Annotated in this window: 18 protein-coding genes; 6 read left to right on the forward strand and 12 right to left on the reverse strand. The window is 41.6% G+C overall.

The features are described 5' to 3' along the window. Positions 1-229: 229 nt before the first annotated feature. Positions 230-1,570, forward strand: coding sequence for a branched-chain amino acid transport system II carrier protein (gene brnQ, locus MKX49_RS21875; protein ID WP_340877768.1), 1,341 nt, complete (start codon positions 230-232; stop codon positions 1,568-1,570). 557 nt (positions 1,571-2,127) lie between these two features. On the opposite strand, the gene MKX49_RS21880 is transcribed toward brnQ, so the two are convergent. From MKX49_RS21880 to MKX49_RS21915, 8 genes are all read right to left on the reverse strand, one after another. Continuing rightward, the gene (locus MKX49_RS21880; protein ID WP_340877769.1) at positions 2,128-2,667 is read right to left on the reverse strand and encodes a DinB family protein; all 540 of its coding nucleotides are present in this window, start codon (positions 2,665-2,667) and stop codon (positions 2,128-2,130) included. A 601-nt stretch (positions 2,668-3,268) separates the two neighbouring features. Then, entirely contained in the window at positions 3,269-4,144 is an 876-nt protein-coding gene (sdaAA, locus tag MKX49_RS21885) for an L-serine ammonia-lyase, iron-sulfur-dependent, subunit alpha (protein WP_063596028.1), read from the reverse strand. 40 nt (positions 4,145-4,184) lie between these two features. Continuing rightward, positions 4,185-4,847 (reverse strand): L-serine ammonia-lyase, iron-sulfur-dependent subunit beta, encoded by a 663-nt coding sequence (gene sdaAB, locus MKX49_RS21890; RefSeq protein WP_054399153.1) that lies wholly within the window; start codon positions 4,845-4,847, stop codon positions 4,185-4,187. Positions 4,848-5,194: 347 nt separating this feature from the next. After that, on the reverse strand, positions 5,195-9,526 hold the full coding sequence (locus tag MKX49_RS21895) for an endonuclease (protein WP_340877770.1): 4,332 nt from the start codon (positions 9,524-9,526) through the stop codon (positions 5,195-5,197). A gap of 54 nt (positions 9,527-9,580) precedes the next feature. Next, positions 9,581-12,391 carry a bifunctional metallophosphatase/5'-nucleotidase gene (locus tag MKX49_RS21900; protein WP_340877771.1) on the reverse strand — a complete coding sequence of 937 codons (2,811 nt, stop codon included), beginning with the start codon at positions 12,389-12,391 and terminating at the stop codon, positions 9,581-9,583. Positions 12,392-13,490: 1,099 nt separating this feature from the next. Beyond that, the gene (locus MKX49_RS21905) at positions 13,491-14,342 is read right to left on the reverse strand and encodes a pirin family protein (RefSeq protein ID WP_336866549.1); all 852 of its coding nucleotides are present in this window, start codon (positions 14,340-14,342) and stop codon (positions 13,491-13,493) included. A 70-nt stretch (positions 14,343-14,412) separates the two neighbouring features. After that, positions 14,413-14,886 carry a MarR family winged helix-turn-helix transcriptional regulator gene (locus MKX49_RS21910; protein ID WP_340877772.1) on the reverse strand — a complete coding sequence of 158 codons (474 nt, stop codon included), beginning with the start codon at positions 14,884-14,886 and terminating at the stop codon, positions 14,413-14,415. 182 nt (positions 14,887-15,068) lie between these two features. Next, on the reverse strand, positions 15,069-15,623 hold the full coding sequence (locus tag MKX49_RS21915) for a helix-turn-helix domain-containing protein (protein ID WP_323598538.1): 555 nt from the start codon (positions 15,621-15,623) through the stop codon (positions 15,069-15,071). A 103-nt stretch (positions 15,624-15,726) separates the two neighbouring features. On the opposite strand from MKX49_RS21915, the gene MKX49_RS21920 reads away from it, so the two are divergent. Next, on the forward strand, positions 15,727-16,311 hold the full coding sequence (locus MKX49_RS21920) for a LysE family transporter (RefSeq protein ID WP_252270499.1): 585 nt from the start codon (positions 15,727-15,729) through the stop codon (positions 16,309-16,311). Between the two features lie 259 nt (positions 16,312-16,570). Here the strand turns inward: MKX49_RS21920 and MKX49_RS21925 are convergent, their stop codons facing one another. Together MKX49_RS21925 and MKX49_RS21930 are read right to left on the reverse strand one after the other, a co-directional pair. Beyond that, positions 16,571-17,356, reverse strand: coding sequence for a PhzF family phenazine biosynthesis protein (locus MKX49_RS21925; protein ID WP_323598539.1), 786 nt, complete (start codon positions 17,354-17,356; stop codon positions 16,571-16,573). 287 nt (positions 17,357-17,643) lie between these two features. Next, positions 17,644-19,056 carry a LysM peptidoglycan-binding domain-containing protein gene (locus MKX49_RS21930; protein WP_340877774.1) on the reverse strand — a complete coding sequence of 471 codons (1,413 nt, stop codon included), beginning with the start codon at positions 19,054-19,056 and terminating at the stop codon, positions 17,644-17,646. A 136-nt stretch (positions 19,057-19,192) separates the two neighbouring features. Here MKX49_RS21930 and MKX49_RS21935 point away from each other — a divergent pair, with 136 nt between their 5' ends. From MKX49_RS21935 to MKX49_RS21950, 4 genes are all read left to right on the forward strand, one after another. Further along, positions 19,193-19,579 (forward strand): hypothetical protein, encoded by a 387-nt coding sequence (locus MKX49_RS21935; protein WP_340877776.1) that lies wholly within the window; start codon positions 19,193-19,195, stop codon positions 19,577-19,579. A gap of 140 nt (positions 19,580-19,719) precedes the next feature. Then, positions 19,720-20,097, forward strand: coding sequence for a hypothetical protein (locus MKX49_RS21940; RefSeq protein ID WP_226990392.1), 378 nt, complete (start codon positions 19,720-19,722; stop codon positions 20,095-20,097). A 383-nt stretch (positions 20,098-20,480) separates the two neighbouring features. Then, a complete protein-coding gene (locus tag MKX49_RS21945; RefSeq protein WP_340877777.1) occupies positions 20,481-21,338 on the forward strand; it encodes a hypothetical protein in 858 nt (285 codons plus the stop codon). A 660-nt stretch (positions 21,339-21,998) separates the two neighbouring features. Then, positions 21,999-22,748, forward strand: coding sequence for a sulfite exporter TauE/SafE family protein (locus tag MKX49_RS21950; protein ID WP_340877779.1), 750 nt, complete (start codon positions 21,999-22,001; stop codon positions 22,746-22,748). Positions 22,749-22,836: 88 nt separating this feature from the next. Here the strand turns inward: MKX49_RS21950 and MKX49_RS21955 are convergent, their stop codons facing one another. Both MKX49_RS21955 and MKX49_RS21960 read right to left on the reverse strand, forming a co-directional pair. After that, positions 22,837-24,441, reverse strand: a complete 1,605-nt coding sequence (locus MKX49_RS21955; RefSeq protein ID WP_340877780.1) for an ABC transporter permease — start codon at positions 24,439-24,441, stop codon at positions 22,837-22,839. After that, entirely contained in the window at positions 24,441-25,358 is a 918-nt protein-coding gene (locus MKX49_RS21960; protein WP_340877781.1) for an ABC transporter ATP-binding protein, read from the reverse strand. The genes MKX49_RS21955 and MKX49_RS21960 overlap by 1 nt, the downstream gene beginning before the upstream one ends. Between the last annotated feature and the right edge of the window lie 95 nt (positions 25,359-25,453).

Raw genomic sequence — 25,453 nt, forward strand, 5'->3', positions numbered from 1 at the left:
TCATTTCCTTTACATTTCAAATTTCATGAGTATGAGCAGCCTTTAGATGTTCAAAATAAGATAAGGGCGGATCACTGATCATCAAGGTAAATAATAAAAAACAAAAAATATATTGAAATATCAATTTAATTTAGTTATAATACTTTACGGTCTTAGTATTACTGTTTATATAATTTTTAGAAAATTTAATAATTTTCTAAAATAGCAAATTTTGGTCGGAGGGTTTATTTTGTCTAATAAGGTTCCATCTTCATTTATAGTAGTGATTGGGTTCATGTTATTTGCCCTTTTCTTCGGTGCAGGGAATTTAATTTTCCCGCCAATGCTTGGTCAATCGGCAGGTATGAATATCTGGTCGGCTAATGCAGGGTTTTTGGTCACAGGAGTAGGATTACCGTTACTTGGTGTGCTGGCACTCGGTTTTTCTGGAAAAGATGATTTACAATCATTAGCGAGCCGTGTCCATCCAGTCTTTGGTATTGTATTCACAACCATTCTTTATTTAGCCATTGGTCCATTATTCGCCATGCCTAGAACAGGAAACGTTTCTTTTGAGATCGGTGTAAAACCTTTTTTGCCTGAAGATCCAGGTCCATTGCCTTTACTTATTTTCACCATCATCTTTTTTACAGTTTCATGCCTTCTTTCGCTCAATCCCGCGAAAATTGTCGAAATTGTGGGGAAAGTTTTGACACCCATCAAGTTGACGTTCATTGGAATCCTGGTGGTAGTCGCTTTCGTTAATCCAATTGGAGATTTTGAAGCACCTGCCGAGCACTATATGGTTCAACCATTTTTCAATGGGTTCAGAGAAGGATATTTAACCATGGATACTCTTGCATCTTTTGTTTTTGGCATCATCATCATTAATGCCATCAAAGAAAAAGGTGCCAAAACAAAAAAACAAATCATGATCGTTTGTGGAAAAGCGACTGCCATTGCGGCCGTTATCCTTGCCACCATTTATACAGCTCTCTCTTATATGGGTGCTTCAAGCGTTGGGGAACTTGGACGCTTGGATAATGGAGGCATTATCTTGGCGAAAGTCTCGGATTACTACTTTGGATCATATGGCGGGCTATTATTGGGATTAATGATCACAGTAGCTTGTATAACGACGAGCGTAGGACTCATTACCTCTTGCTCGACGTACTTCCATAAGCTATTTCCAAGTCTGCCTTACAAAACGATTGCCATAAGTTTATCCATATTCAGTGCAATCATTGCCAATATTGGACTAACCCAGTTAATTGCCATTTCAGTACCGGTTATGACAGCCATTTATCCATTAGCCATTGTTTTGATCTTCCTAACATTTCTTCATTCCTTATTTAAGGGAAGACCTGAGGTTTATCAAGGCAGCTTACTTTTAACATTCATCGTCAGTCTATTTGATGGATTAAATGGAGCAGGTGTACACATTACATTCATCAATGATTTCTTCACTGCAATACTTCCTATGTATGAAGCTGGGCTTGGGTGGATCGTCCCTGCCATTGTTGGAGGATTCATTGGGTATGCGAGCAGCGTCTTAAAGTCGAAATTCGGTCATAATCACCAAATAGATTAAATGATATAAAAGTCCAGACATATAAACTGTAGACGAACTCGAAGATAAGCGAGTTTGCCTACAGTTTTTTTTATTAACAAACGTCTCTGATGGTTTCATCCCATATGGAATCATCAAGATGTCTTGTTTTCATAATTTCAATTTACGATGGCGTCACCGTCTTTTATAGCACTGACCGCTATAACCTCATAAAGATCGGAAACCTCACTGCTTTCTTTCTTGAAGGCTTGGATCTATTCTTTAATTTAAAGACAAACAAAAACGCAAGCACACCGGACCATGTTGACGTATTGACATTAACCAATATACCATAAACTGTAACTTATTATGGGTAATTCACCATAAATATCCAACAACCAAGTATCTCGACATACAAAAAGCTGCCATAAAGGCAGCTCCAGACTGAAAGAAAAGCAAGTTTGCCTTCAGGTTCTTTATTTATTAAACATTCCTGTGGATAACAGTAAAAAAACACTAAGGATAATCTAGTCCTATTTTAAAATCATGGTTCCGGGTGAGACCTCCATAATCTGATGTTGATAGCAGGGATTAAAGAATCACATTTCTTTAACTTCATTTTCATTCCGTAATTTCTTCAGCAATTGGAATATCTGACCTCGATGATGTGATTCATGTTCAATCAAATGGTAAACGACCCATTCAGGTGTGACATCATATTTTTCAAGTACCCTCGGTTTACGCCAATCCGTCAGGTCCATTGTGCGAAAGTTTGAAAGAAATACCTCACGCACCTTATTGAGTCGGTAGAAATGTTCGTCTAATGTTTGTCCTTCAATATGATTCAGGGAGCCATCTTCAGCACGGCACCCTACCGGAAACAACGCGGATACTTCCGAATCCCATTCCGTAACAAGGACCTCTTCGTATAACCAATCTGCTTCTATCAGCGCGATGTGATATAACATCGAGCCTATAGTGTGCCTTTCATCAATTTTTGAATCGAGTATATTTTGGCTGATTCCAGTCAATTCCGATATAAGCGTACGGCGAACATCTTCTAAACACCATAGCCACCGCCCAATTTCCTCTTCATATCCCGGTAATGCTGATACAAGCAATGCTTTTCTCTCCAACAAGATCCTCCTCCTCTTCATGAACGTACATTCTATTTAAAAGTGCTGTTTCCTTCTTTTAATGGAAAAATACCCTTTATGGCCGGACAAAAGGAGCAATCTTTTCGATTGCTCCTTTTGTATTTTTTCGTTTATGTTATCGATATCGCAGATCGAAATTAGCTCCCCAAAAAAAGATTGGCTCTCATCTCCTCTGATATACGCCTGCCCTGTAGATAATCCTGTTCCCGTTCTTGTTCAACCATCATGCGTTGCTCCAGTTTTTGAGCATATTGTGCATAGCCGATTCCATGAGCCTGAAACATCGCTTTTTCCATTGCCGACGTGTACGTTAGTTCGAGAAAATTAATGAAGAATCAATCCTTCCCATAGTGAATTTCGTACTCATCTTATCATTGAAAGGGATAACTCACAAAGTTGCTATAGCTCCATATTCACTGATAATTCAGATTTTTTAACGACTGTTTCCATCTCCGTGTCCAAAAACGCCAAATCCCTCGGTCTTCCTCTAATTTCCTTTTTTCATTCACAAAAATAGCCTCATTTATTTTTAAGACCAATTAAAAATCCCATTAACAAACCTCTTGTTAATGGGACTGAATGTTTATTTATATGAACCGAAAATTTCCTTTGCCAATTTGCGCCCAGTAGGAGTCGCAGCCAGGCCGCCTTCTGCCGTTTCACGAAGTGCAACCGGCATGGTCAATCCTATTTTATACATGGCATCGATCACTTCGTCACATGGAATGCGGCTCGTAATGCCCGCAAGTGCCATGTCAGCTGCCGTTATTGCGTTGGATGCACCCATTGCGTTACGTTTCACGCAAGGAACTTCAACCAATCCAGCCACTGGGTCACAAACCAATCCAAGCATGTTCTTCAAAGTGATCGCCATCGCTTCTGCCGCTTGGCTTGGTGTACCGCCGGCCAGTTCCACTATCGCAGCTGCGGCCATTCCGCTTGCCGAGCCCACTTCTGCTTGGCAGCCGCCTGCCGCTCCAGAAATGGAAGCATTGTTTGCAACCACGAATCCGAAGGCTGCGGAAGTGAAAAGAAATTCAATCATCTCTGCCCGGGTCGGGTTTAATTTTTCTTTCACGGCAAATAATGTACCGGGCACAACGCCCGCAGAACCTGCAGTCGGAGTGGCACAAATCATTCCCATTGCTGCGTTCACTTCGTTCGTCGCAACAGCTTTACTGACGGCATCCAATAATAAATTACCTGCCAGTGCCTTGCCTGACTTGATATAATTTTGCAAAAGAACGGCATCTCCGCCCGTTAGGCCTGTCACGGATTGCACACCTTTCAGACCTCTTTCCACCGCTTGTTCCATCACTGTCAAATTCCTGTCCATCTTTTCGATGATCTGTTCTCTCGACAGGCCTGAGAACTCCATTTCTTGTAAAATCATGATTTCCGCGATTTTTACCTGTTTACTTTCAGCAAGTTCAACCAACTCTGCTACATTTCGGAACATGTTTTTACCTCCATATCTATGCCAGCACTTTGAATGATGATCATTCAACCATCCTTATGACTTGCGACACGTTTTCCAATCCTTCAATTTCCTTCATGACATCGCTCTGGATTTTCTGATCGACTTCAATCACCATGAGGGCCATTTGACCTTTTTCTTTTCGTGAAACTTCCATATGACCAATGTTAATTTCATGATTCGCCAATACGGTCGAAACGGAAGATATGATTCCAAACACATCGTTATGCACGACTAAAATGGCTGGGTTTTCCCCTGACAATTTTAGCTTGAATGTATTCAGCTCCGTTATTTCTATCGTTCCGCCGCCAATGGAGATCCCAACCAGTTCCAATTCCTTATCTTCGTCGAACAATCTGATCTTGACTGTATTAGGATGATCCATCACAGTATCCTCAATTGTAAAGGAAACGTCCATACCGGCTTCTTCCGCTATCGTTAAAGAGGCAGGGATTCGTTCATCATCCGTATCGAAATCCAAGATCCCGCCTACGACAGCAACATCCGTACCGTGTCCCCTGTATGTTTTTGCAAAAGAACCATATAAAGAAATAATCGCTTTCTTCGGTTGCTTTCCAAATAATGTCCGTGCTACTCTGCCAATTCTGGCAGCTCCTGCTGTATGTGAACTTGAAGGTCCAATCATGACGGGACCGATTATATCGAATGCAGATCTGTATTTCATCGTGTAATGCCCCATTTCTGGCAATAAATTTTTTAACCGTCTTTTAAAGTGAATGAAGATCAAAAAGCGGCATTATTACTATATTAAAATATTTTTATCATTCTTGCAATGAAAACCCTTTCATTGCATATCCCATATTAACATATATTACATAACATACCCACCAAAATTTTTTATTATTTAACTTAGAAGTAATATTTGATTTTTCAGTATTTTAAGATAATTAACCCATTTACTTACATGCCGCTTTCTTTTAAAATCATGTTCGGGGTGAGGCACTTTCTAATTACCTGCGTAATCAAACTAAAAAAAGCAGCCATCAGGCTGCTTCCCCTTCGATCTCCGATTTAACTCGCCTTTTTTTCATCTCTGGATTCAGCGGCACCCCAAATTTCGGATGCCCATTCCGGATGGTCGATGAATGGATTGCGGTTATTTTGCCAGTCCTGAATGACATCATTGCGATGGCTCTCGAAATCGTCGACTGGATCGAGTTCATTCCATTTTAAAAGTGTCGATAGCTTTCCATGAAGCGGCTTCGGATACGTATTGACTGTATCGGATAATTCAAGATCCAACTCGCCGTTTCCTTCATATCTGACGGCCATGTAAAATAGCATCCGTGCTATATCACCTTTAACATGGTCTGGCGGCTCCCATGAATCTGAATCAAACTTACATTCACATCCACTATATGTTTGACCTCCCTCGTCGAAATCAAGGTGGCCCCGTTTGCCATTGACTGTCACATCAGCGGGACGAAGGTGATGAAGGTCTGTCCCGGGACCTTTGCTTGTCCCAAAATCACCGTGGGACTTTGCCCAAACATGTTCGCGGTTCCATTGTCCGGCATTGCCCCCATTCGCGTTCTCCGAGATGGATTTTCCAGAGTAAAGCAAGATGACATTCTGTTTTTTCACCGGATCTTCATCCGTTTCTTTAAGGGCATTCCACACTTGATCATAAGATAACATCGTATGGCCCTTAATTATCGAGTGCAGAACCGATTTCAGTTCCGTTCCCGTTTTTCCTGCCGCCGTTTCGTAATAAGCTTCAAGCGGCTTATCATTCGATACGGTCAACGTGAAACGGGCAACCGCTTCCGATTGCTGGTCCTCGGCCTTGACTGCGACAAGGTATGTTCCAGCTTCATTTGCAGGAAGCGTTAATGTCTGACCGGTGACTGTACCGATAGTGGATGAAAAGGTCAACTTATCTCCATCAGGATCTGAGAAGTGCTCACTCAAATCGATGGTGACCTTTGAGCCGGCTTTCACTTCAAGATTTTCCAGTTTTTTCGTTACGACGGGCGCATGGTTTTCTTTAGGGTCGAAAGGGGAAGCAATTGCTTCCCCCTTGGAATCGACAAACTTGATATTCGATGTGTTAACACCTTCTGTTACCGACCATTTCTGAACATTTTCAGCGCCTCTGATTTCTTTTACATTGGCATTATCAATGATGACTTCCTTCACCGCCATGCCGCTAAAATCAATGATTGCACCATCCTTATCCGGTTTTATCGTCACAGCAGCATTCTTCAGCCCGAGGCCTTTGAGTACAGCATATGAGCCTTTTAACCAGATACCTTCTTCGATGCTGGATGTTTCATCAAGATCGATCAAAGCACTAGGTGAAGCAATCGTAAGTTTTTTCGTTTTAACGTTTGTCAGATTATATGTTTTTTCTGGAGCAGGAGTTTCAACTCCGCTTGATTCAGATAAAGTGGTTGAAATCAATACAGGGTCATGATCGCTAGCCCTTCCGTGAACTTCCATGAAGGATGAATTAATATGGACAATATCGACTTTTGTGGCCGCGGCCATATTATTCGATACCAGGATATGGTCCAGTACTTGTGAATTGCCTTGATAGGTGTAAGAATAACGTTTCTCAAAAGGGACTTTCTCAATCATATTGGTTAAATCTTTGCCCTTCAATGTTTTAAGCGGAGCCGAGAATTCAAAGTCATTAAAGTCTCCAAGCAAGACGATATTCGCTTTGGCATCCTGTGACTTGATATCACTGACAAACCGATTGACGATGGAGGCAATTTGAAGCCTTTGCGTTTCACTTGAAAGGACAGGTGGCTGGTTTTTGCCGAATAACGGCTGGTCTCCGCCCTTGGAATTAAAATGATTGGCCACCACCACTACGCTTTCGCCTTTAAATTCGAATTGAACCGCTAAAGGCTTCCTGCTTGAATTGAAGGCGGGATCGGCAGGCTCGATTCGTCCAGGGTTCAAGGTAAGTTTTCCATCTTTGAAAGCCACGGACTGTGTTGCCGTCCCTTTCGTTCCTTCAGTCAATTTGACACGGTCGGCATTATATAAAAAGCCTACACGGATATTCCCGCCAGGTGCACCGCCATCAAGTTTATCTTCTGGAGCGACATCGATGTATTGATATTGCGGTCCGCCCAGCTCTTTTATTTTGTCGGTTAACTTTTTGGCACTTTGAGCAGAATCCGTTGTCCCGCTATCTGTTTCCCCATCGTTATCCTGCATTTCCGTTACCCCGATGATATCGGGTTGTTTAAGATTGGTAATGATGGATGTTGCGATCGTTTCAACTTTCGAATTAGCGGTTTGAGTGGAGAAATTCTCTATATTATAGGAAGCGATCGATAGCTCATCAGCATCCTTCTCTAAAGATGTCACTTCCCGAGCCGTACCGCCATCCTTTAACGCCGGCAGCTGAGCTTTATCCGTCACTACCCTATAGTTGCTGTATCCATAGCTGATTACACCGGTAACCGGGCTTTCAAAGAAATCACCCGATTTCGCTGCAAATGATTCATCATTTATATCCAGGGTAATTCTTTCAGGGTTAAAATCCGTTTCCGTTATTTTGACGCCGCCAACTGCAGTCGTCGTTTCCATATTCCCTGGAATCACGACCAATTCACCATAGTCTTGAGGAGCAACCACTTTCGGGTTATATACTTGCACAAGCATTCCTTCCAGACTCTCGTAGAAATCAATGCCGTCTTCACCCGGATTAAAATCTGTCAATCTATCATCATCGATGTTCTCAGACGGCGGAATGACATCTTTTCCGATGACGATCGGTTCTGGCATCGATGCAGTGCCAAGCTTTTCAATCGTCGTATTGGTCAATTCAGTTGTCGGCAGATCCGTCGTTTTCATTTCAGCGTATCCTTCGATATACCATTCGGCGACTTTACCTGCCACTTTGACATGATCGCCCGCTTTTAGGCCATGCGCTTTGTTGTACACAAGTATTCCCTCGGAAGTCGTTAAGTCCGTATCCGGGTTGGGATCTTGCATGTAAAAGTTATTCGCATCTTTTACATAAGTGACGACACCTTCCACACCTGAGACGAGTTGGGTTTCATAAGATGAAAAATGATTCATCCCCTGAATGTCACGAATCTTCACTTCAGTGGTTTTGTTAACGGTATAGGCAAATGTGAAAACTTCCGATGTCCTGTCGTTGACAGCAATTGCCTTGATGACCGTATCTTTCGTTAAAATGATGGGTTCTGTGTACACAGCACTTGAAGACGTTGGTGCGGATCCATCCAGCGTATAATGGATTTTCGCTTCTTCCCAACCAGATTCAAGTGATATCTTTGTATTTTCACTAACCGTACCAGGGAAAATATCCGTGTAAACGGCTGGTTTGTTCACCAGTTCATAATCTTCAATACCACGCGGCTTCAACTGGTACGTGTCATTGAACCTCGATCCGATTCCGGTTACGGAAATGACATCCCCTGCTTTAAAGCTTTTCACGAAATCTTCATAGCTCGAACCGGTCCGGTTATCATGGCGAACGATGACGGATTTCCCTTCAGAATCTTCCGCTTTGAATTCGAAAGTTCCGTATGTGCCCGATGCCGCCAATTCTGTAATGGTCGCCTTATCGATGGTGACCAGCTCACCTTGTGTATCCTCATTGATCCCTGAAGCATCAATCGTTTGGATTTCAGGAAGTTCATTATCAGAAGATACGACTTCAAGGGAAGTTGGTTGGATTTGTAATTCCTTATTATAAGCGGATACTTGTCCGATTAATCTAACCTTATCCCCTTGCTTTACTTCCGCAGGCCACGAAGAACCATAAACATATAGCCCTGCCGTTTCATCTTGGATATAAAAACCTTTTCCTCCCCAATAACCAAGTCCCGTCGTGACCACCCCATCGACCTGCACGACATCTTCCGTATTCGTGCGCGCCTCGGCAATGGAATCCAGAACCTTCACATCAGGCTGTTCAGGTGTTGTTCCCCCATCAGTGATGATCGTGAAATCCGTTGCGGATTTCAGGCCGGGTACTAAAAAGTACTTTTCCAGCTTCCCCGTAATCGTCACCTGCGCTTTAAGTAATTCCGGATGTTCGACCAAATTCAAGGCCGTTCGGATACTTCCGGCTGGAAGCTGAACAGGCATGATTTTCTTAACATCCGTTTCATCCGGACTATCGGCAATGCCTATGTTCGTATTTTCAGTAAAAGGCGATGTTTGTTGATAGCTTGTACCGCTTTTAGCTGTACCGACGATATATCCCTTCACCGTCGCCGTTCCGCTGTTATTATTAATCGCTTCAATGACCGATATTGTCCCTTCGGCATTTGCTGCGGCTGCATTTGGCAGAACCGTTGACAGTACGATCAGTATGGCAAAGAAAAGCTTGCTTATCCCGTTCTTCTTCAAGATCTCAACCCCTCCAACTTTTTTCCATAGGCTCAGCAATCATTTGAAAACCGTTTAAAGAATGGTTTCACCATTCACCGTGACACCGCTCAGGCTTACGGTCTTACCGTTAAGTCCCGATAAATCCAAATCACCCTCTACTGTAACCTCTGAAAAAGTAAAATCATCCGGAGGAGTTCCCGTTAATGTAAGATTCCCTTTAACCACTGAATGTTCCAATGAAGCAATATCCGTGATATCCACAACTACATTGCCTTCATGTGTTTTTGGCGCATCAGCCGTTCCGCCAAAGTCTTTAGCCAATACCACAGTCGGGTCTGTATTGCTTCCAGCCACATCCTTGATGCGTCCTTCGATGCTTGGATCGACAGTTTTCAGCCCGCTTACATAATCACGTAAATTCTCCCAATCAGCGAGGCCTATATCCGTCACTCTTCCTTCTTCATAAGCCTTCTTGAAAACGTTGAATCCATCTCCGCCCTTGGCTGTAAAAGCATTGGTCGCCACAGTATATTCCTTCGCTGGATCCAATTCGGAATAGGTTCCATCTTGTCCAAGGACTTCTGCCTTTGTCACCCGATTGCCTGCTTCCTTCGAACTGTCGTAGCTGAATTTCATTCCGGAAACATGCAGGAAGCCGCCATTTTCCTTAGGGGCCAGGCTTACACTATGCTCTAATGCTTCATTGATTTCTGCACCCGTAAGCTTCATCGTCGCTAACGTGTTCCCAAACGGTAAAACGGTGAGGATTTCCCCTAAAGTGATCTCACCTTGATCGATGCCAGCGCGGATGCCCCCGCCATTTTGGAAAGCAATGACCGCATCCTTATTGAATTCCTTCGCTTTACTAAGCATTCCGTCCGTAATTAGATTACCCAGTTCGGTTTCATTTTTACGAACACTCGGTTTCGTTTCATCACCTGAATCACGAGGGGTTTCCAAGGCCTTTACAGCTATTGCACCCGTCTTCGTTTCCTTCAGCTCCTTAATCTTCGAGGAGTATGTTTCAAGCACTTTTGCCGCTTCAGCATCATCCTGTTTTTCAGAAAGCTTAATCAGCTGACCGGCTTGTCCGACAATCTTGCCTTTCTTATCGAATTCCACATCGATCGTTCCTAAAAAGTCGCTATACTGATACCCTTGAACGATGACTGTCGGATCTTTCGTTTTCCCCTTATCATCCTTATCAATAACAACGGGGGCGTTTAACTGCGTATGGCTATGTCCGCCAACGATCACGTCGATGCCCTTGACCTTGGCAGCTAATGTTAAATCATTGTCATAGGCCGCATTATCATCGTAACCAATATGGGATACGGCAACGATCTTATTGACACCCATGCCTTTGAACGCCTTGACCGCTTTTTCGGCTTCTTCAAGATAGTTTTCAAATACTATACTTCCAGGGCTTGAAATATCTTTCGTTTCTTCAGTCGTAAGCCCGAAGAAACCTACCTTCTGGCCATCCACTTGTTTTACGATTCCATTGTATATCTTCCCATGCTCTGGCTTACTTGAAATCAAATCCGAGAATAGTCCCTTGAACTTATCATCTTTGGAGAAGTCCACATTGGAACTGACAAATGGGAACTGTGCCCCTTCAACGAAGTCAGCCAAAGCTTGATGCCCTTCGGCGCTTGAACCCAAGTCAAACTCATGATTCCCGAATGTCATGACGTCATATTTCATTAAGTTCATGAAGCGAAGATCCGCTTGCCCTTTGAATTCATTAAAATAGAGGGTACCCGAGAATACGTCACCTGCATCCACCAAAAGAGCTTGCGGTTTACTCTTACGCACTTCCTTAACAGCTGTCACCCTTTTGGCCACATTGTCCAAGTGGGCATGCGTGTCATTCGTATGCATCAAGGAAAGCGTGATTGCCTTCGCTGGATTTTTCAAAGCTTCTTTAGCAGCTGCTACTTTCTTATCCGCCAATGCTATTTTCGTTTCGAATTCCTTTCGGTCCGACTCCTTGATCCCATGTAAGTGGATGTCGGCTCTGGCCTTTTTAGCCGCTTTTATCTGTTCTTTTGTTTTAAGTTCCCCATTGGCAAGGGCTACATAGGCATTGACCTGCTTTGCCACTTCTTTTTTCTTTTCTGCATATACCGCATCATCATACTTACCTTTCACTTCTTTAACATAGGCGTGTATGGCTTTTCCGAGCTTGGATGTTTTGCTGACCTTCTTCAATTGCGAAGAAACGGTTTGCATCCGTTTGTCCGCGGTCTTTAAATCCCCCTTCTTCACCCAGTAAGCAGCTTTTTCATAGTAGTATGGAACTTTCAGGTCACCGTTCAAAGCTGTTTTGGTCGCTTTAGTGAATTTATCGTATAGGAGCTTTTCGATTTTCGCACCGTAAACCGTATCTTTAATATCTTTATCTGCCTTTTTCACGGCTTTATCCAATGCCTCGTATTGATTCCTGATATCAATGGATTTCTTGGCAAGTATTGAATTCGTAAGGTTGCCAATCGATTTGCCATGTGCAGCTTTTGCTTTCTCAGCCGCTTTATATCCTTTTACATAACCTTCTGAACGAGTGATGTACTTATCATAAGCTTCGATTTCTTTGTATTTGGCATCTTTTTCCTTTTTGCTTAACATTGATTTTTTAATGGTAGAGTTGATGTCTTTTTTTGCTTGTTTTGCAGACTTGATTTGTTTTTCAACAGTGGACACTGAAGCGAGTTTAGAAGTGTAGAAATAGGTATCGAATGGTTTTTTGATGGCGGCCTTGGCCGTTTTGATTTTACTATTAAGGCTATTCGCAGCATCCGATGGTGCCGGTGCTACTGCTACGATCGTTGTCGCAGCCATTATGGTAGCTGATGCAATTTTTACGATTTTCTTTTTCCCCATTATCGTAATCCCCCCATTAGTCCTATACTGGCATAACATTCTGATAACTTATACATATAAATGACACACTTTTCCCAAAAAATGAATTCCGACAAATTTACTTACCCCTACACAAATCCACCCTACTTTTTTCCTCTAAAGATCCGTGTATCTCCTATATTACAACAAAATAATCCAATTTTAAAACAAATTTACAATGCTACATCGAATATTAACAGAATATTATCATTATAATCACCCTAAAATACCTAGTAACAGATAGATGATATATCAATAAAATGATTTAATGGTAAAATAGAATCACACGCTTCCATAACCACCCTTGGTCTTTATACCTAAATTAAACAAAAGAGAAAGTTAACTCTCTCTCAGAAACTGCAGTTTTTTTAATAAACTTCCAGCTGATTCCAGCAATCCGCTCCCTTTCCGCCGACTGGCTGCCAAGCCTCCTCGACTCAAGCGTCTGTGGGGTCTCGGCTAGCCAATTTTTCGGCAGGAGTTTCGCAAATTTCTTCCATCCAATGAGGGTTATAGTAAAAAAACATTAAGGATAAACTAGTTTACTTTTAAAATCCTGGTTCGGGATGAGACTATTCCGAACCTCTAATAGTAGACAAATTCTAAGAAAGCCAGTTTGCTTACAGTTTTTTCAAGGAAAGTTCCAGTTGATTTCAGAAATCCGCTCCCTTTCCGCCGACTGGCTGCCAAGCCTCCTCGACTCAGGCGTCTCCGGGGTCTCGGCTAGCCAGTATTTCGGCAGGAGTGTCGCAAATTTCTTCCATCCAATGAGGGGTACTAAAAAAAAACATTAAGGATAAACTAGTTTACTTTTAAAATCCTGGTTCGGGATGAAACCATTCCTAATACCCTTTTGTCAAAAGGAGGGTTTCTATCTAAACTTTAAAACAAAGTTGATTGGAGCGGATGTTCGAGACTCCTGTGGGAACGTGTGTCCAAGGAAGACCCCGCAGGTTAGCGCCGAGGGCGGACCGTCCGCGGAACGCGAGTCCCCTACCGTGTCCAATCAACGTAATTTTGCAAACCCTCAAAAAAACAAAAAAAGAGCATCAGTTACGATGCCCTTGTCAAAAATCTTATTCTAATGCTTCAAGAAAGTACCTTGCCGATACTCAAGGTATGCCTGATCGATTTCCTCTTCCGTGTTCATGACAAACGGTCCGCGGGCAACAACAGGCTCCATTAAAGGTTCTCCTGCATATAAAACAAGTCTTAAAGGTTCAGTTGCCGTTATATCAACTTCACTTTCCCCTGATTCTTTACAAGTACCCAGCCATAAGACCTGTCCCTTTGAAGCTCTCACTTCGTTTTTACCGAAAATTCCGCTTCCTTCTATTAAATAAATGATTCCGTTGTAGCTTCCAGGTAAATTCTGTGTGATCGATGCTCCAGGCTCCAGGACCATCTCCACCATCGTCACGGGAACATGGTTTTTCGTTGTTGAGATAACATCCTTGGATGATCCGGAAAAGACACGGATTAGTGCTCCTTCTTCTTTTCTGACCGGCATATCTTTTGCCATTAAGTTTTGATATCTTGGTGTCGTCATCTTTTCACTCCGGGGAAGGTTGACCCAAAGTTGAAGGGAATGGGCAGTCACACCTTCGGAAGGCACCTCATTATGCACAACGCCGCTTCCCGCTGTCATCCATTGGACATCACCAGGTCCAAGTATCCCTCCATCCCCGGTATGACTGTCATAGTGCTCGATCGTTCCGTCAATGACGAATGTAACGGTTTCAATTCCCCTGTGCGGGTGGATATCGAATGATCCCTTTTGAAATTTATCCTCCATCATTAAAAGGAACGGATCACTCTTTTCCCAGTTTCCTGGTTCTATGACTGGTCCGGCCGTATGAATCGGACTATACCTTTGAAGCTTCACATCTTTCACTTCGACAATATCTCGTTTAAAATGATTTTCACTTTTCATTACTCCATTCCTCCCTTAAGTTACTAGTAAACTGATAAAAATGCTATCATTATGGCTGCCTGATCCAGTCTTAGGATTCCTCCTGGCTGGCATTAGGCACTTCCATCTGTAAACTATGTCTATGAATCTTTATCATCATCTCATGCATGCGCTTCTTTTCTTCATCATCCAATATATCCAATAATGAAGCTTGGAAATCGGATTGAATAGGCATGACCTTTTCCATTAACTTTTTCCCTTTTTCCGTTAAAGAAATATATTTAACCTTCCATTGTTGATTACGGACGATCAAGTTCTCTTTTTCCAACCTTGTCAGCATATGTGATACGCCTCCACGGCTTATCGTTAGGTGCTCCGCTAATTCGATTTGTGAAACAGGCTGATGGATAAGTACTTGTGCCAACATATCGAATTGGGCAGCGGTGACGCCGAAATGCTGTAAGTGTTCATTCGAAAGCTGATTGCTTCTTTGATAAAAACGAACCATTCGCAGCCAAATCAGCAAACTCAATTTGTTCTCATCCGAAAATCCCCGTCTATCCATGTAAAGCCTGCCTCCCATCTTTGATGCACCATCAGTTTACTAGTAATTTGATAACAAGTCAAATCGTTGGGCCTTTGACTTTTTGAAGCAGTATCCCCAACAGGCAGACCATACCAACAGTCAATCCATAGGGGATATTCACTTTGCTAAGATATATTAACAGAACTACATTACTCCCTTTTTTAAGTTGGATAATATAAGATCATGCTTAATCGAGTTAATGTATCCCCTGAATTATGGTAGGCATGCGGTCTGTCAGCCTTGAACCTGATAGAATCACCACTCCTTATTGTAAATTCTTCGTTATTTACACGTACAGTCACTTCCCCTTCAAAAACAGTTATGTACTCTTCCGTCCCCTCCCTATGCGAATCGGAACTTAGGAATCCACCTTTTTCTATCTCGACTGAATATACTTCAAAGCGCTTCTCATCCTCAAAGGGAAAGTGGGGATAAACTCGATATTTGCCGTTATCTTCAGATAATGATTGAATTTCACTTTTTAAAACAATTTTTGTATCCGGCTGCGGACTATTTATCAATGAAGAAAATGAAATCTTTAATCCATTGGCTATTTTCCAAATTGTCGTAATCGTAGGGCTCGATCCTCCCCTTTCTATCTGTCCGATCATCGTTTTGCTTACTCCAGTCAATTCGGCAACCTTTTCAAGACTTAATTTCTTACTTTCCCTGATGGCTTTTAAATTGTTAGCAATAATAAAATTTATTTCTTCCATAAAAATGCTCCTTATTTACAATATAACGTCGGCATTGTACAATAAAAAGGAAATCGTTATAATGTCAATTTTGGTCATTATAGCATACAAAGGGGAGTCAACCATGCCATTACTATCTTTTTTGCTGTTTGTTTTTGTTACAAGTTTCACTCCGGGTCCAAATAACATCATGGCCATGTTATTTGCGAACAAGTACGGGTTAAAAAAGACGATTAAATTTTGTTTCGGAGTAGGTGCCGGTTTTTTTGTAATCATGCTATTGTGCAGTTATTTTAATGTTTTGCTTGAAAATTTCATACCAAAGATTGAATTTATCATGACGATCCTTGGGGCAATTTACATGCTGTATCTGGCCATAAAAATCATTTCCAGTTCAAATAAAGCGAAGGACGATAATGATGACAAGAACAACAGTTTTATAGCAGGCATGCTTTTACAATTCATAAATCCAAAAGGAATCTTATATGGCATCACGGCAATATCGACCTTCATCCTACCTTATCACTCTTCAAATTTCAGCTTACTATTCTTTTCATTATTTCTTGCTTTCGTTGGTTTTATGAGTACGTTCTGCTGGAGTATGTTCGGTTCTGTTTTTCAAACGTTTTTATCAAAGTATAGAAGTCAGTTTAATGTAATCATGGCTTTGTTATTAGTGTATAGTGCCATTTCGATTCTTGTACACTAAAAAGGGTAAGGGTGCAAGTTCCCTGCGGGGAAAACGCCCCCTCAAAAAAATTCCAGCTGATTTCAGCAATCCGCTCCCTTTCCGCCGACTGGCTGCCAAGCCTCCTCGACGCAAGCGCCTGTGGGGTCTCGGCTAGCCAGTTTTCCGGCAGGAGTGTCGCAAATTTCTTCCATCCAATGAGGGTTATAATAAAAAAACATTAAGGATATTCTAGTCTTGTTTTAAAATCATGGTTCGGGATGAAACCTTCCTTTATTATCTAGATGGTTAAGTTCCCTTCGAATATTGTGACGGCATGGCCAGAAAGTTTAACTGTGTTTTCCGTTACTTCAACCTTTAGCATTCCGCCCCTTTCCGATGCCTGATAGGCTATAAAAATACTTTTGTCCAGCTTGCTTTCCCAATAAGGTCCCAGACAGCAATGGGCCGAGCCGGTTACTTGATCTTCGTCAAGGCCTTGGGCAGGGGAAAAGAAACGTGAAACGAAATCATATTCACTGTTATCGGATTGACTCGTCACGATGACGCCCCGAACCGGCAATTGGGCAATGGAATCTATATCCGGCTTTAAATTCCTTACGATTTCCTCTGATTGGACTTCGACTAGAAGATCCCATTTGTTTTGCCCAACATAAGTAGGCACAACACCTAAAGCCCTTATCAGTAAATCAGGGGCAACGGTCTCCTTCTCCCTTAATGATGGAAATTCCAACTGAATCATTCCTTCAACGAATTTTGCAATGAGAAGCCCGCTTTTTGTCTGATAGGCAATCGGCTGATTCCTTGGCACGTATCCTTTATCCCATAAAAAGAAAGAGCTTGCCAGCGTCCCATGTCCACAAATCGGGATTTCAATGGATGGTGTGAACCATCGCAGCTTCCATTCACCATTTTGTGATTGAATAAAAGCGGTAACAGGCATATTAATCTCTTTAGCTATTCGCTGCATCCACTCGCTGTCACTTTCCCCGGTAAGAAGGCAGACTGCAGCAGGGTTTCCTTTAAAAGGTTGATCTGTAAACGTATTTATGATGGTTAGTTCCATTAAACGTGCCTCCGGTAAGTAATATTCTAGCTTCCTAATTCCACAATGTGGACCCCTTTTCCTTTTTTGAATGACCTTTCCCTTGTTTTTTAAAAAGTTCTCATTAAAATGAAAACGACCACCATATGGCGTCCTCGATTTCGACTCAGGTTCCAAGCGATTTTAACCGTTATAAAAATCTTGTAATTCTTGTAGTGTATTTCGAAATCACTAAAATGGACAGCTTTATAAAAAAGCTGCCCATCACTATATCAATTATGAGATCTACCTTGCCGTAACAAAACACCCTACAGTTTCCGTACAATGAATGTATCCCCAAGCAGTTCCCAATTCTGGGGAAAAGGATAACCAAGTACCCAATAACTGAGACCCCTTGACCTGTAAATCTTCACCAGATCGAATTTGGCTTTGGCACTGCGTGCGTCCTCAAACCAAACTTCATGTGAGCGTCCCTGATCATCTTTGTACCTATAATAAGGTGATTGGGCAGTCTCGTCATATTTTATTTCTACATTATATTGGACGGCGCGTCTGATGGCTTCCTGCATGTCGAAAGTCTCTGCTTCCTGCCCCTCTTCATGAGGAATAAGCCAGTCCCGTGCATAAATTTGAAATCCTATGAAGATTTTATTTGTTGGTATCACCGTTACGGCATAGTCAAGGACACGTTTTATTTCATTAATGGGGGAGATTGCCTGCGGCGGCCCCTTTCGGTAACCCCATTCATATGTCATCAGCACCACGAAGTCGAGCAGCCGTCCGTGAACTGGATAATCATGTGCCTCAACTAATGGTCCCTTTTGATTGGCGCTAGTTTTTGGGGCAAGGGAGGATGACACAAAGTAGCCTTCAGGATGCAATCGATCCACTGCTCTTTGGAGAAAGCGATTATAGAAATCACGGTCCTCTGGTGCTACACTTTCAAAATCGATATTCAATCCACGGTACCCTTTATCTTTCATCGTTTTTATGACGTTGGTTAATAATGTTTCCACTAAACTTAAATCAGAAAGTATTGTATGGGCAAGCTGAGTTCCCGCTTCCGTCGCGGAAAAATTCGTTATGCACATCATGGGTATGACGCCAGTCGACTGTGCCGCCCGTATCGTCGGGATGTCATCTATGACTTCTAAGCTGCCATCTTGCCTCATTCTATAACCAAATGGACTTACGTAGGTCAGATCGTAGGCTACTTCACGTACCTGCTCCGCACCGGTTTGCCCGTAAACGTTTGTAAAACCATTTACTTCAATGATGGGTTTTGGTTTCTGGGGAATCCTTATTATCCGTCCGATATGGATATTGGACGGATCTGTAATCCTATTCATCTGCATAATGGCCTGAACTGTCGTTCCATAACGTCCTGCTATATCATAAAGGGTATCTCGCTCCCTTCCGGTATGATAAATAACCGGGATGGTCAGTCTCTGCCTTGGATAGATAGCGGAAGGATTTGTGATGCGATTCGATTGCATGATTTCCTGTACCGTAATTCCAAACTGATTTGCGATATTATTTAGAGTATCCCCTTGCTGAACCCTGTATTGAAGATAAGGTTCAGGAATCAAAAGAGCTAGGCCAATCACCAGCTTATCTGGATTTTCAAGTCCATTGATCCGAACAATCCGGTTGATACTGACACCATATTGCTGGGAAATTCCCCACAAAGAATCCCCCCTATTCACCACATGGATTTTCACATGCACAGCCCCGCTTTCCTTCAAAATATTCCTTTCATTTTATTCCCTGGATAGCCCTAATATGTTTTTTTGCGTTCAACACTCATTAAATGAATGTGTTCATAAGCCTGTGAAGGATATAGGGGAAAAAATAATAATGGAAGCTATCAATTCCAGGGAATGTATCGAGGGCTTGTCCATGTATTTTAAAAGAGACTACAGGCATGATAATACGATTTTCAGAGGGGATTTTGAAGCCGAAGTAATCCAGAAGAGAACTATTATTCAGAAGGAAAGGATTCATTTAAGATTCAAAGCTTATGAGCATGAAAGAATTTCAGCATTGGCCTATTCCATGGATTGCAGTGTTAGTTTAGCAGCAACTATGCTGCTGATTGCTGGTATTGGAAATCGAGACGTCTCTACACAAATGGTGGATTCAGAGGTAATTAGTTTACTTGATCCGGGAAGGCTTAAAAGTTTAAAGATGATTCAGAAATGCATTTCAAAACTGAATGACGAGCACATTTCACTTTTTCCCTAATTCCATATGTTGGGCATGAAGTAGTGGGTACTACAAAAACGCTTCGTGAAAAAGTGAATCTTTGGATAGATGATAATATAAAAAATATTGATTAGAATTATATGGAGAATAATAAGTCAAAATGGGTGAGGAGAATGAGCATGAAAATGTTTAAAATGAGTGCTGTGACATTGTTAGCTGCGTTGTTGTTCCCTTCTTCTACATTTGCAAGCGGCTGGGATTACTTAGGAGAACAATCTCTTTATTCTAATGGTGCTGAAAGTGATCAGTTTCCCTCTACTGGTGGTGATTATAAGATTTGTCGGGATTCTTACGTGGGTCCAGCTGGTAAGTTAAAAGTTGAATTATGGGAGTATGATCCTGACAGTTATAATGATTATGTAGGGGTAAGATATTTAGATCGAGGCCAATGTGGTATTTTCCGGGGTATTGGTAACTTCGTTGATGGAGGAAATGAAGCAGAATTTTTTGCGAAATCAAGGACTAACAGTGATATGCATTTAATCTTTTATGATTAATTCACTAACTGAATGAAAAAAAGACCTGAGATTGATTCGTAAATGCTAAAGGATATTCTTCTAAAAAAATATTTATATGGTTTTCTAGGCTGAATTATTTCCACTTCAGCCTTTTCTTATGCAGGAAAATAATTACTTGATTTATAGTGTCATAACTTAACTTATGCGTTTCGCGAGCTTTTTCTTTCATTTTCAGAATTTTGTTCAATGATGAGTGTAATTTGTCTGACAGTCAACTTAATCAATTAATGTAATTTTCGTTGTAAATAAACAATTTCGGGACTGAATTCCTAACTAGTAGGAAAATATGTACAATTAGTAGTTAAATTAGTTTATAATTTGCTAGTACATAAATAATTTACTAAATAAGGGAAAGTTTTCAAATGAATTTAGGATTTTGCAAAAAAGTATTTACAGGCGTTTTGGGATTTGGGATTATTGTTTCAGGTATAGGATTTAATAAAGCTGAAGCTTCTAGTCCAGAAAAATCAGAGTACTCATTGGATCAGGCAACTGATTTATACTCTAATAAATTAAATGAAAATAGCAATTCCGATGATTTAGTGGCTGTATTAAAAAGTGTTGAAGAATCTAATCAAGTAGAAAGTCTTTCAAACAACGATAAACTAGATCTTTTAAATACAATTGTAGAGTCTGTACCTGAAGAGGTGGCACAGCAATACCAGAAAGAGAAAATGAACGAGATTAATGAAGCTTTATTAGACGAATCAAATGTTAATTCTGAAGGACCTATAACAATAGAATTAAGCGATGGTTCATCTGTTGACCTTAGTTCAACAGATGAAGTTGATTACAGTAATTCAAGCAGCATACAGGCTCGGGGAATTACCTCTACGCAGATGGGGCTATTCTGGCATGGACCTAAAGATTATGGATCTAGATTGTATACTGCTTGGGTTAAATTAAAAAGTTTAGGGGTGACTGTTGCTACCTTAAAATTAGGTAATCATTATTCTGTTGGTGATTATGGGTTGAAAATGAGATATTGTTCTGTAGCAGGAACAAAAGGTACTGTTTATTCAAATGTAGATGCTTCATGTGATGTTACTGATTCAAAAGCTGAAAAAGTAAATTATGATATGAATGCTGTAGGAAATTATAAAATGACTGGTGCCGTTACTAATGGCTATGTAAGTCTTACTAGTTCTCTCAAACTTACTAAATTAAATAAAACTAGTAAATATGCTCGTGTTTATTCACAATACACATATAGAGATTAAAACTTTTAATGGGGTTGAATTAAAATGAATGTATCGCCTTCTTTTTTTATATTTGGTTTAATAAAGATGATTTTAATGATTGGAGCTATACCAGCTATCATATACGCTTTATATTTATTAAGAAAAATTTCAAAAAAATAAAGTGAAAAAAGGAAGAGGAACTTTTGTAGTTCCTCTTCCTTTTTTTATGCCTTTGTTTCTTAAGCCAATTATTTGATTTATCTAAATGAAAAGTGTCATAATTTAAAGGTATTGGCAGAAGAAAGAGCATAAGGAAAAACTGTCCCCAACTAAGTTGTTGAACTAGGCAAAGCCTAGTGTTTTTGGGTTTATTGTCTTTCACTTTTATGGTTTATGCACTCCTAAAACTCCTAAAGGTGACTAATTGTTTTTGTTTTAGTTGATGCGAAAGTAGAAATTAATGGAGTTTCATCTGAATTAACACTTCAAGATATACACCCGCTTCCCCTGCCTTATTTTTGACTCATAAGCAACAAAAATAAAGGGTGTGTACCTCTCTATTAAATATCATTTCAAACACTTCACAAAGAGCGTGAAACACCTTAAATAACCCGTTTCAAAGTATCTTTCCCTCAGTCTAAAACCGGGTTGGTATGGTATAATTATAAAAGGGTTATTGTGCTTTTAGGAGGTGAAAGAATGACGATCAGCAGCATCATATTGGTGGTGGCGGCAGTCTTTATCGGCGCCTTGATGCGGACGATGTTCGGGTTCGGTGAAGCGATTGTCAGCATGCCTCTGCTTGCCTTACTTCACATTCCGCTTAATACTTCGGTTTCCTTGATTGGATTGGCGGGTCTTACCGTCGCTTCACTAACCGTCGTTAGCGGATGGCGGCATATCGAACGCTCGGTATTAATCAGGCTGGCTGCTTCAACGGTGATCGGCATACCAGCTGGCCTGGCTTTGCTCCATTACGCACCTTCTATGATCATCACTTCTGCACTGGGTGTTTTTTTGATTGCATATGGGGGGTATTCTCTTCTAAAGCAAAGATTTTTTCAGACTGTGGATAAACCATTACTTAACTCAAAGGGCTGGGTATGGCCGTTCGGTTTTGCGTCGGGAGCCCTTGGCAGCGCCTATAACTTTAACGGGGTGCCGGTCGACGTCTATGGAACTTTGCGAAGATGGAACCCAAATAGATTCCGCGGAACATTGCAAGCCCATTTCCTGATATCCGGAATCCTGGTCGTGACAGGTCATGCGCTAGGCGGACTTTGGACAGCCGATTCACTTATTCTTTACGCTTATTCCATTCCAGCTATATTACTTGCGACAGGTCTCGGAATGTTCATGAATAAGCGAATCCCCGCGAAGAAATTCGAAAGCTATTTATTCTTCATCATCATTGCGCTAGGTGTACTATTATTGATTCCCCATGACTGATAACCAATAAAAGCCTGATTTCTAAGCAAAGAAATCAGGCTTTAGTCTGAAGACAATTTGCAACAATAATAGAATCATAGTCGAACCATCAACCGCGGATATCCCGTTTGTTATATCCGAGAAAGCCTGCAGCCAATAATAAGATAGCTATGATGGTAAGCATGGATACTTTCATGAAGTCGATATCTTCAACAGGAAGTTTCGGAATATGGCCAAATGGCGTTAGTTTTCCCATCCATTCCGGGAATTGAAGCATTCCCCCTAAATAAACGACTAAGATTGAGTATGTCAAGTAAAGCCAAGTCAAGCCGGATAATTTTGGTGCAAAGCCAATAAACAGCACGGCGATACCAATCATGATCCACATCGCAGGCAGGTAGACCATCGCTGCACTAAATATAGTGCCGAAAGCAACCCCTTCATCCATCACTGAATTCCCGACTGCCCAAAGACCGATGTCAGCAAGCGCAAGCATGAGAAAACCTCCAATAACGGAGATGATAAGATAGCTGCCCATAAGCCTTGTACGGGATACAGCACGGCTCAGTAAATGTTCAGTATGGTTCTTTTTTTCTTCCCCTTTAAGTTTTAACATCGCCATTAAAGGCGGGATGGTGCATATCATGGCGATGACTGACATCAACATTGTCAAGAATTGTTCTGTCAGCGAATAGCCTTTCACTGGCGTCAATAGTTCGGCCATCATTTCATTTTTTGTAAAAAAGGATTCCAAATCACCTAAAACGGAACCGTAAGATGCACCCAAAATGAACATCCCGGCTGCCCAGGCGATCAATCCTGTACGCTGCAGCCTCAGCGCGAGCCCAAGCGGACTTTTTAAAAACGATGAAGCATATTTCCGGCCGGGCTTAGCCGGAATGAATCCAGCTTCCAAATCACGGATGGCATTCAAATATAGAGATAAGGCAACCAAAATGATTGCCGCACCGATCGTAAGGATGATTGGCCACCAATAATTATTCACATATACTTCTGAACTTAAAACCCAACCCAATGGTGAAAACCAGGAAAGTGTTTCATTGCTGACATCCCCTATCGCCCGAATAAGATAGGAGAGAAGCAATACAGTGATGGAGTAACCCATCGTACCTCGAGCACTCTCGGTAAGCTGGGCAAATAATGCCGTTATTGCCGAGAAGAAAATACCGGTTGCCCCCAAAGCAGCTCCATACATAAGGGAACCTTCCAAATCCATGCTTTCTATTCCCAGAGCATACAATCCGAAACCCATTATTATCGCGATCAACGCATTCGTTCCATACGATACGGAAATGGTTGCATATAAATTAGCCAATCGTCCAGCCGGCAAAGAACGGATCATTTCGATACGGCCGTCCTCTTCATCTGCGCGTGTATGGCGTGTAACAAGTAAAATACTCATTATCCCCACGGCCATAGCGGTTAACAGTAACATTTGATGCGCCATCATCGCTCCGTTTGTATAGTCATCCAGGCCGTAACCTTTCCCCACCATCGCTGTCATTGCAGGGTTCTTCATCGTTTCTGCAATGGTTTGCCTTTCTAGCCCAGTCGGGTACAGATCGGTGAATGCCATCGCAACCATAAAGGAAAGGACGGATAAGGAAATGATCCAAACAGGGATCCGGACCCGATCTTGCCGTACGATGAATCGGGAAAGTCTTCCTGTATTATGATAGGACTGGTTCGCCATTATAACGCACCTCCCGCCCCAGAATCTGAAGTCTTCCTTACACCTTCATAATGGCTCATGAATAAATCTTCCAATGTAGGCGGCGCGCTTTCCAATTTCACAATTCCAAACTGGCTTATATACTTCATGACATTATCCAACTCATCTGTATCCACTTGGAATGAAAGTGCCTGGTCTTTCATCACGATATCCCGAACACCGTTTACATTCCCTAAAGCAGGAATAGGCTGCTTCGTTTCGACAAGCAAGCTCGTTCTCGTTAAATGACGTAACTCATCCATTGTTCCCGTTTCAATTATTTGCCCTTGCCGAATGATGCCCACTTTATCGCATAACCTTTCCACTTCAGAAAGAATGTGACTGGAAAGCAATATGCTTTTTCCTTCATTTTTCGCGTCCATCACACATTCCTGGAAAACCCTTTCCATCAATGGATCTAGACCTGATGTTGGTTCATCCAATATATAAAGATCGGCATCAGATGAGAAAGCAGCGATCAAAGCAACCTTTTGCCTGTTTCCCTTTGAATAGGTTCCACATTTCTTGGAAGGGTCCAAATCGAATTTTTTTATTAGTTCTTCGCGTCTGCTTTTATTGTTCGTCCCGCGTAATTCAACAAATAGATCAATGACTTCTCCGCCTGTTAAGTTGGGCCATAGGTTCACATCTCCCGGTACATACGCGATTCGCTTGTGAATTTCAACCGCATCTTTCCATGCATCCTTGCCAAAAATTTTCGCTTCCCCATCCGTCGCTTTTAAAATCCCGAGCAGCACACGGATCGTTGTTGATTTTCCAGCACCATTGGGACCGATGAACCCAAATACCTCCCCTTTATTCACTTCAATGTTCACACCATTTAAAGCAGTGAACTTTCCAAACTTTTTAGTTAAATCCGTTGTTTTCAATACTGACATTCCTCATCCACCTCTTCCTCATTGAAAAAAATATGAAATATCTTAACCGATTTAGTTCATAATATACAAAAGGAGAATTCCTGACAATAGTTTAT

The sequence above is a fragment of the Peribacillus sp. FSL M8-0224 genome (assembly GCF_038003055.1).
Lineage (GTDB): Bacteria > Bacillota > Bacilli > Bacillales > DSM-1321 > Peribacillus > Peribacillus frigoritolerans.

Bases quoted from the DNA above. Each gene is read 5' to 3' on its own strand.
- sdaAA (WP_063596028.1), bottom strand. From the start codon at position 4,144: ATGTTCCGAAATGTAGCAGAGTTGGTTGAACTTGCTGAAAGTAAACAG.
- sdaAB (WP_054399153.1), bottom strand. From the start codon at position 4,847: ATGAAATACAGATCTGCATTCGATATAATCGGTCCCGTCATGATTGGA.
- MKX49_RS21900 (WP_340877771.1), bottom strand. From the start codon at position 12,391: ATGGGGAAAAAGAAAATCGTAAAAATTGCATCAGCTACCATAATGGCT.
- MKX49_RS21905 (WP_336866549.1), bottom strand. From the start codon at position 14,342: ATGAAAAGTGAAAATCATTTTAAACGAGATATTGTCGAAGTGAAAGAT.
- MKX49_RS21910 (WP_340877772.1), bottom strand. From the start codon at position 14,886: ATGGATAGACGGGGATTTTCGGATGAGAACAAATTGAGTTTGCTGATT.
- MKX49_RS21915 (WP_323598538.1), bottom strand. From the start codon at position 15,623: ATGGAAGAAATAAATTTTATTATTGCTAACAATTTAAAAGCCATCAGG.
- MKX49_RS21920 (WP_252270499.1), top strand. From the start codon at position 15,727: ATGCCATTACTATCTTTTTTGCTGTTTGTTTTTGTTACAAGTTTCACT.
- MKX49_RS21925 (WP_323598539.1), bottom strand. From the start codon at position 17,356: ATGGAACTAACCATCATAAATACGTTTACAGATCAACCTTTTAAAGGA.
- MKX49_RS21935 (WP_340877776.1), top strand. From the start codon at position 19,193: ATGGAAGCTATCAATTCCAGGGAATGTATCGAGGGCTTGTCCATGTAT.
- MKX49_RS21940 (WP_226990392.1), top strand. From the start codon at position 19,720: ATGAAAATGTTTAAAATGAGTGCTGTGACATTGTTAGCTGCGTTGTTG.
- MKX49_RS21945 (WP_340877777.1), top strand. From the start codon at position 20,481: ATGAATTTAGGATTTTGCAAAAAAGTATTTACAGGCGTTTTGGGATTT.
- MKX49_RS21950 (WP_340877779.1), top strand. From the start codon at position 21,999: ATGACGATCAGCAGCATCATATTGGTGGTGGCGGCAGTCTTTATCGGC.
- MKX49_RS21955 (WP_340877780.1), bottom strand. From the start codon at position 24,441: ATGGCGAACCAGTCCTATCATAATACAGGAAGACTTTCCCGATTCATC.
- MKX49_RS21960 (WP_340877781.1), bottom strand. From the start codon at position 25,358: ATGTCAGTATTGAAAACAACGGATTTAACTAAAAAGTTTGGAAAGTTC.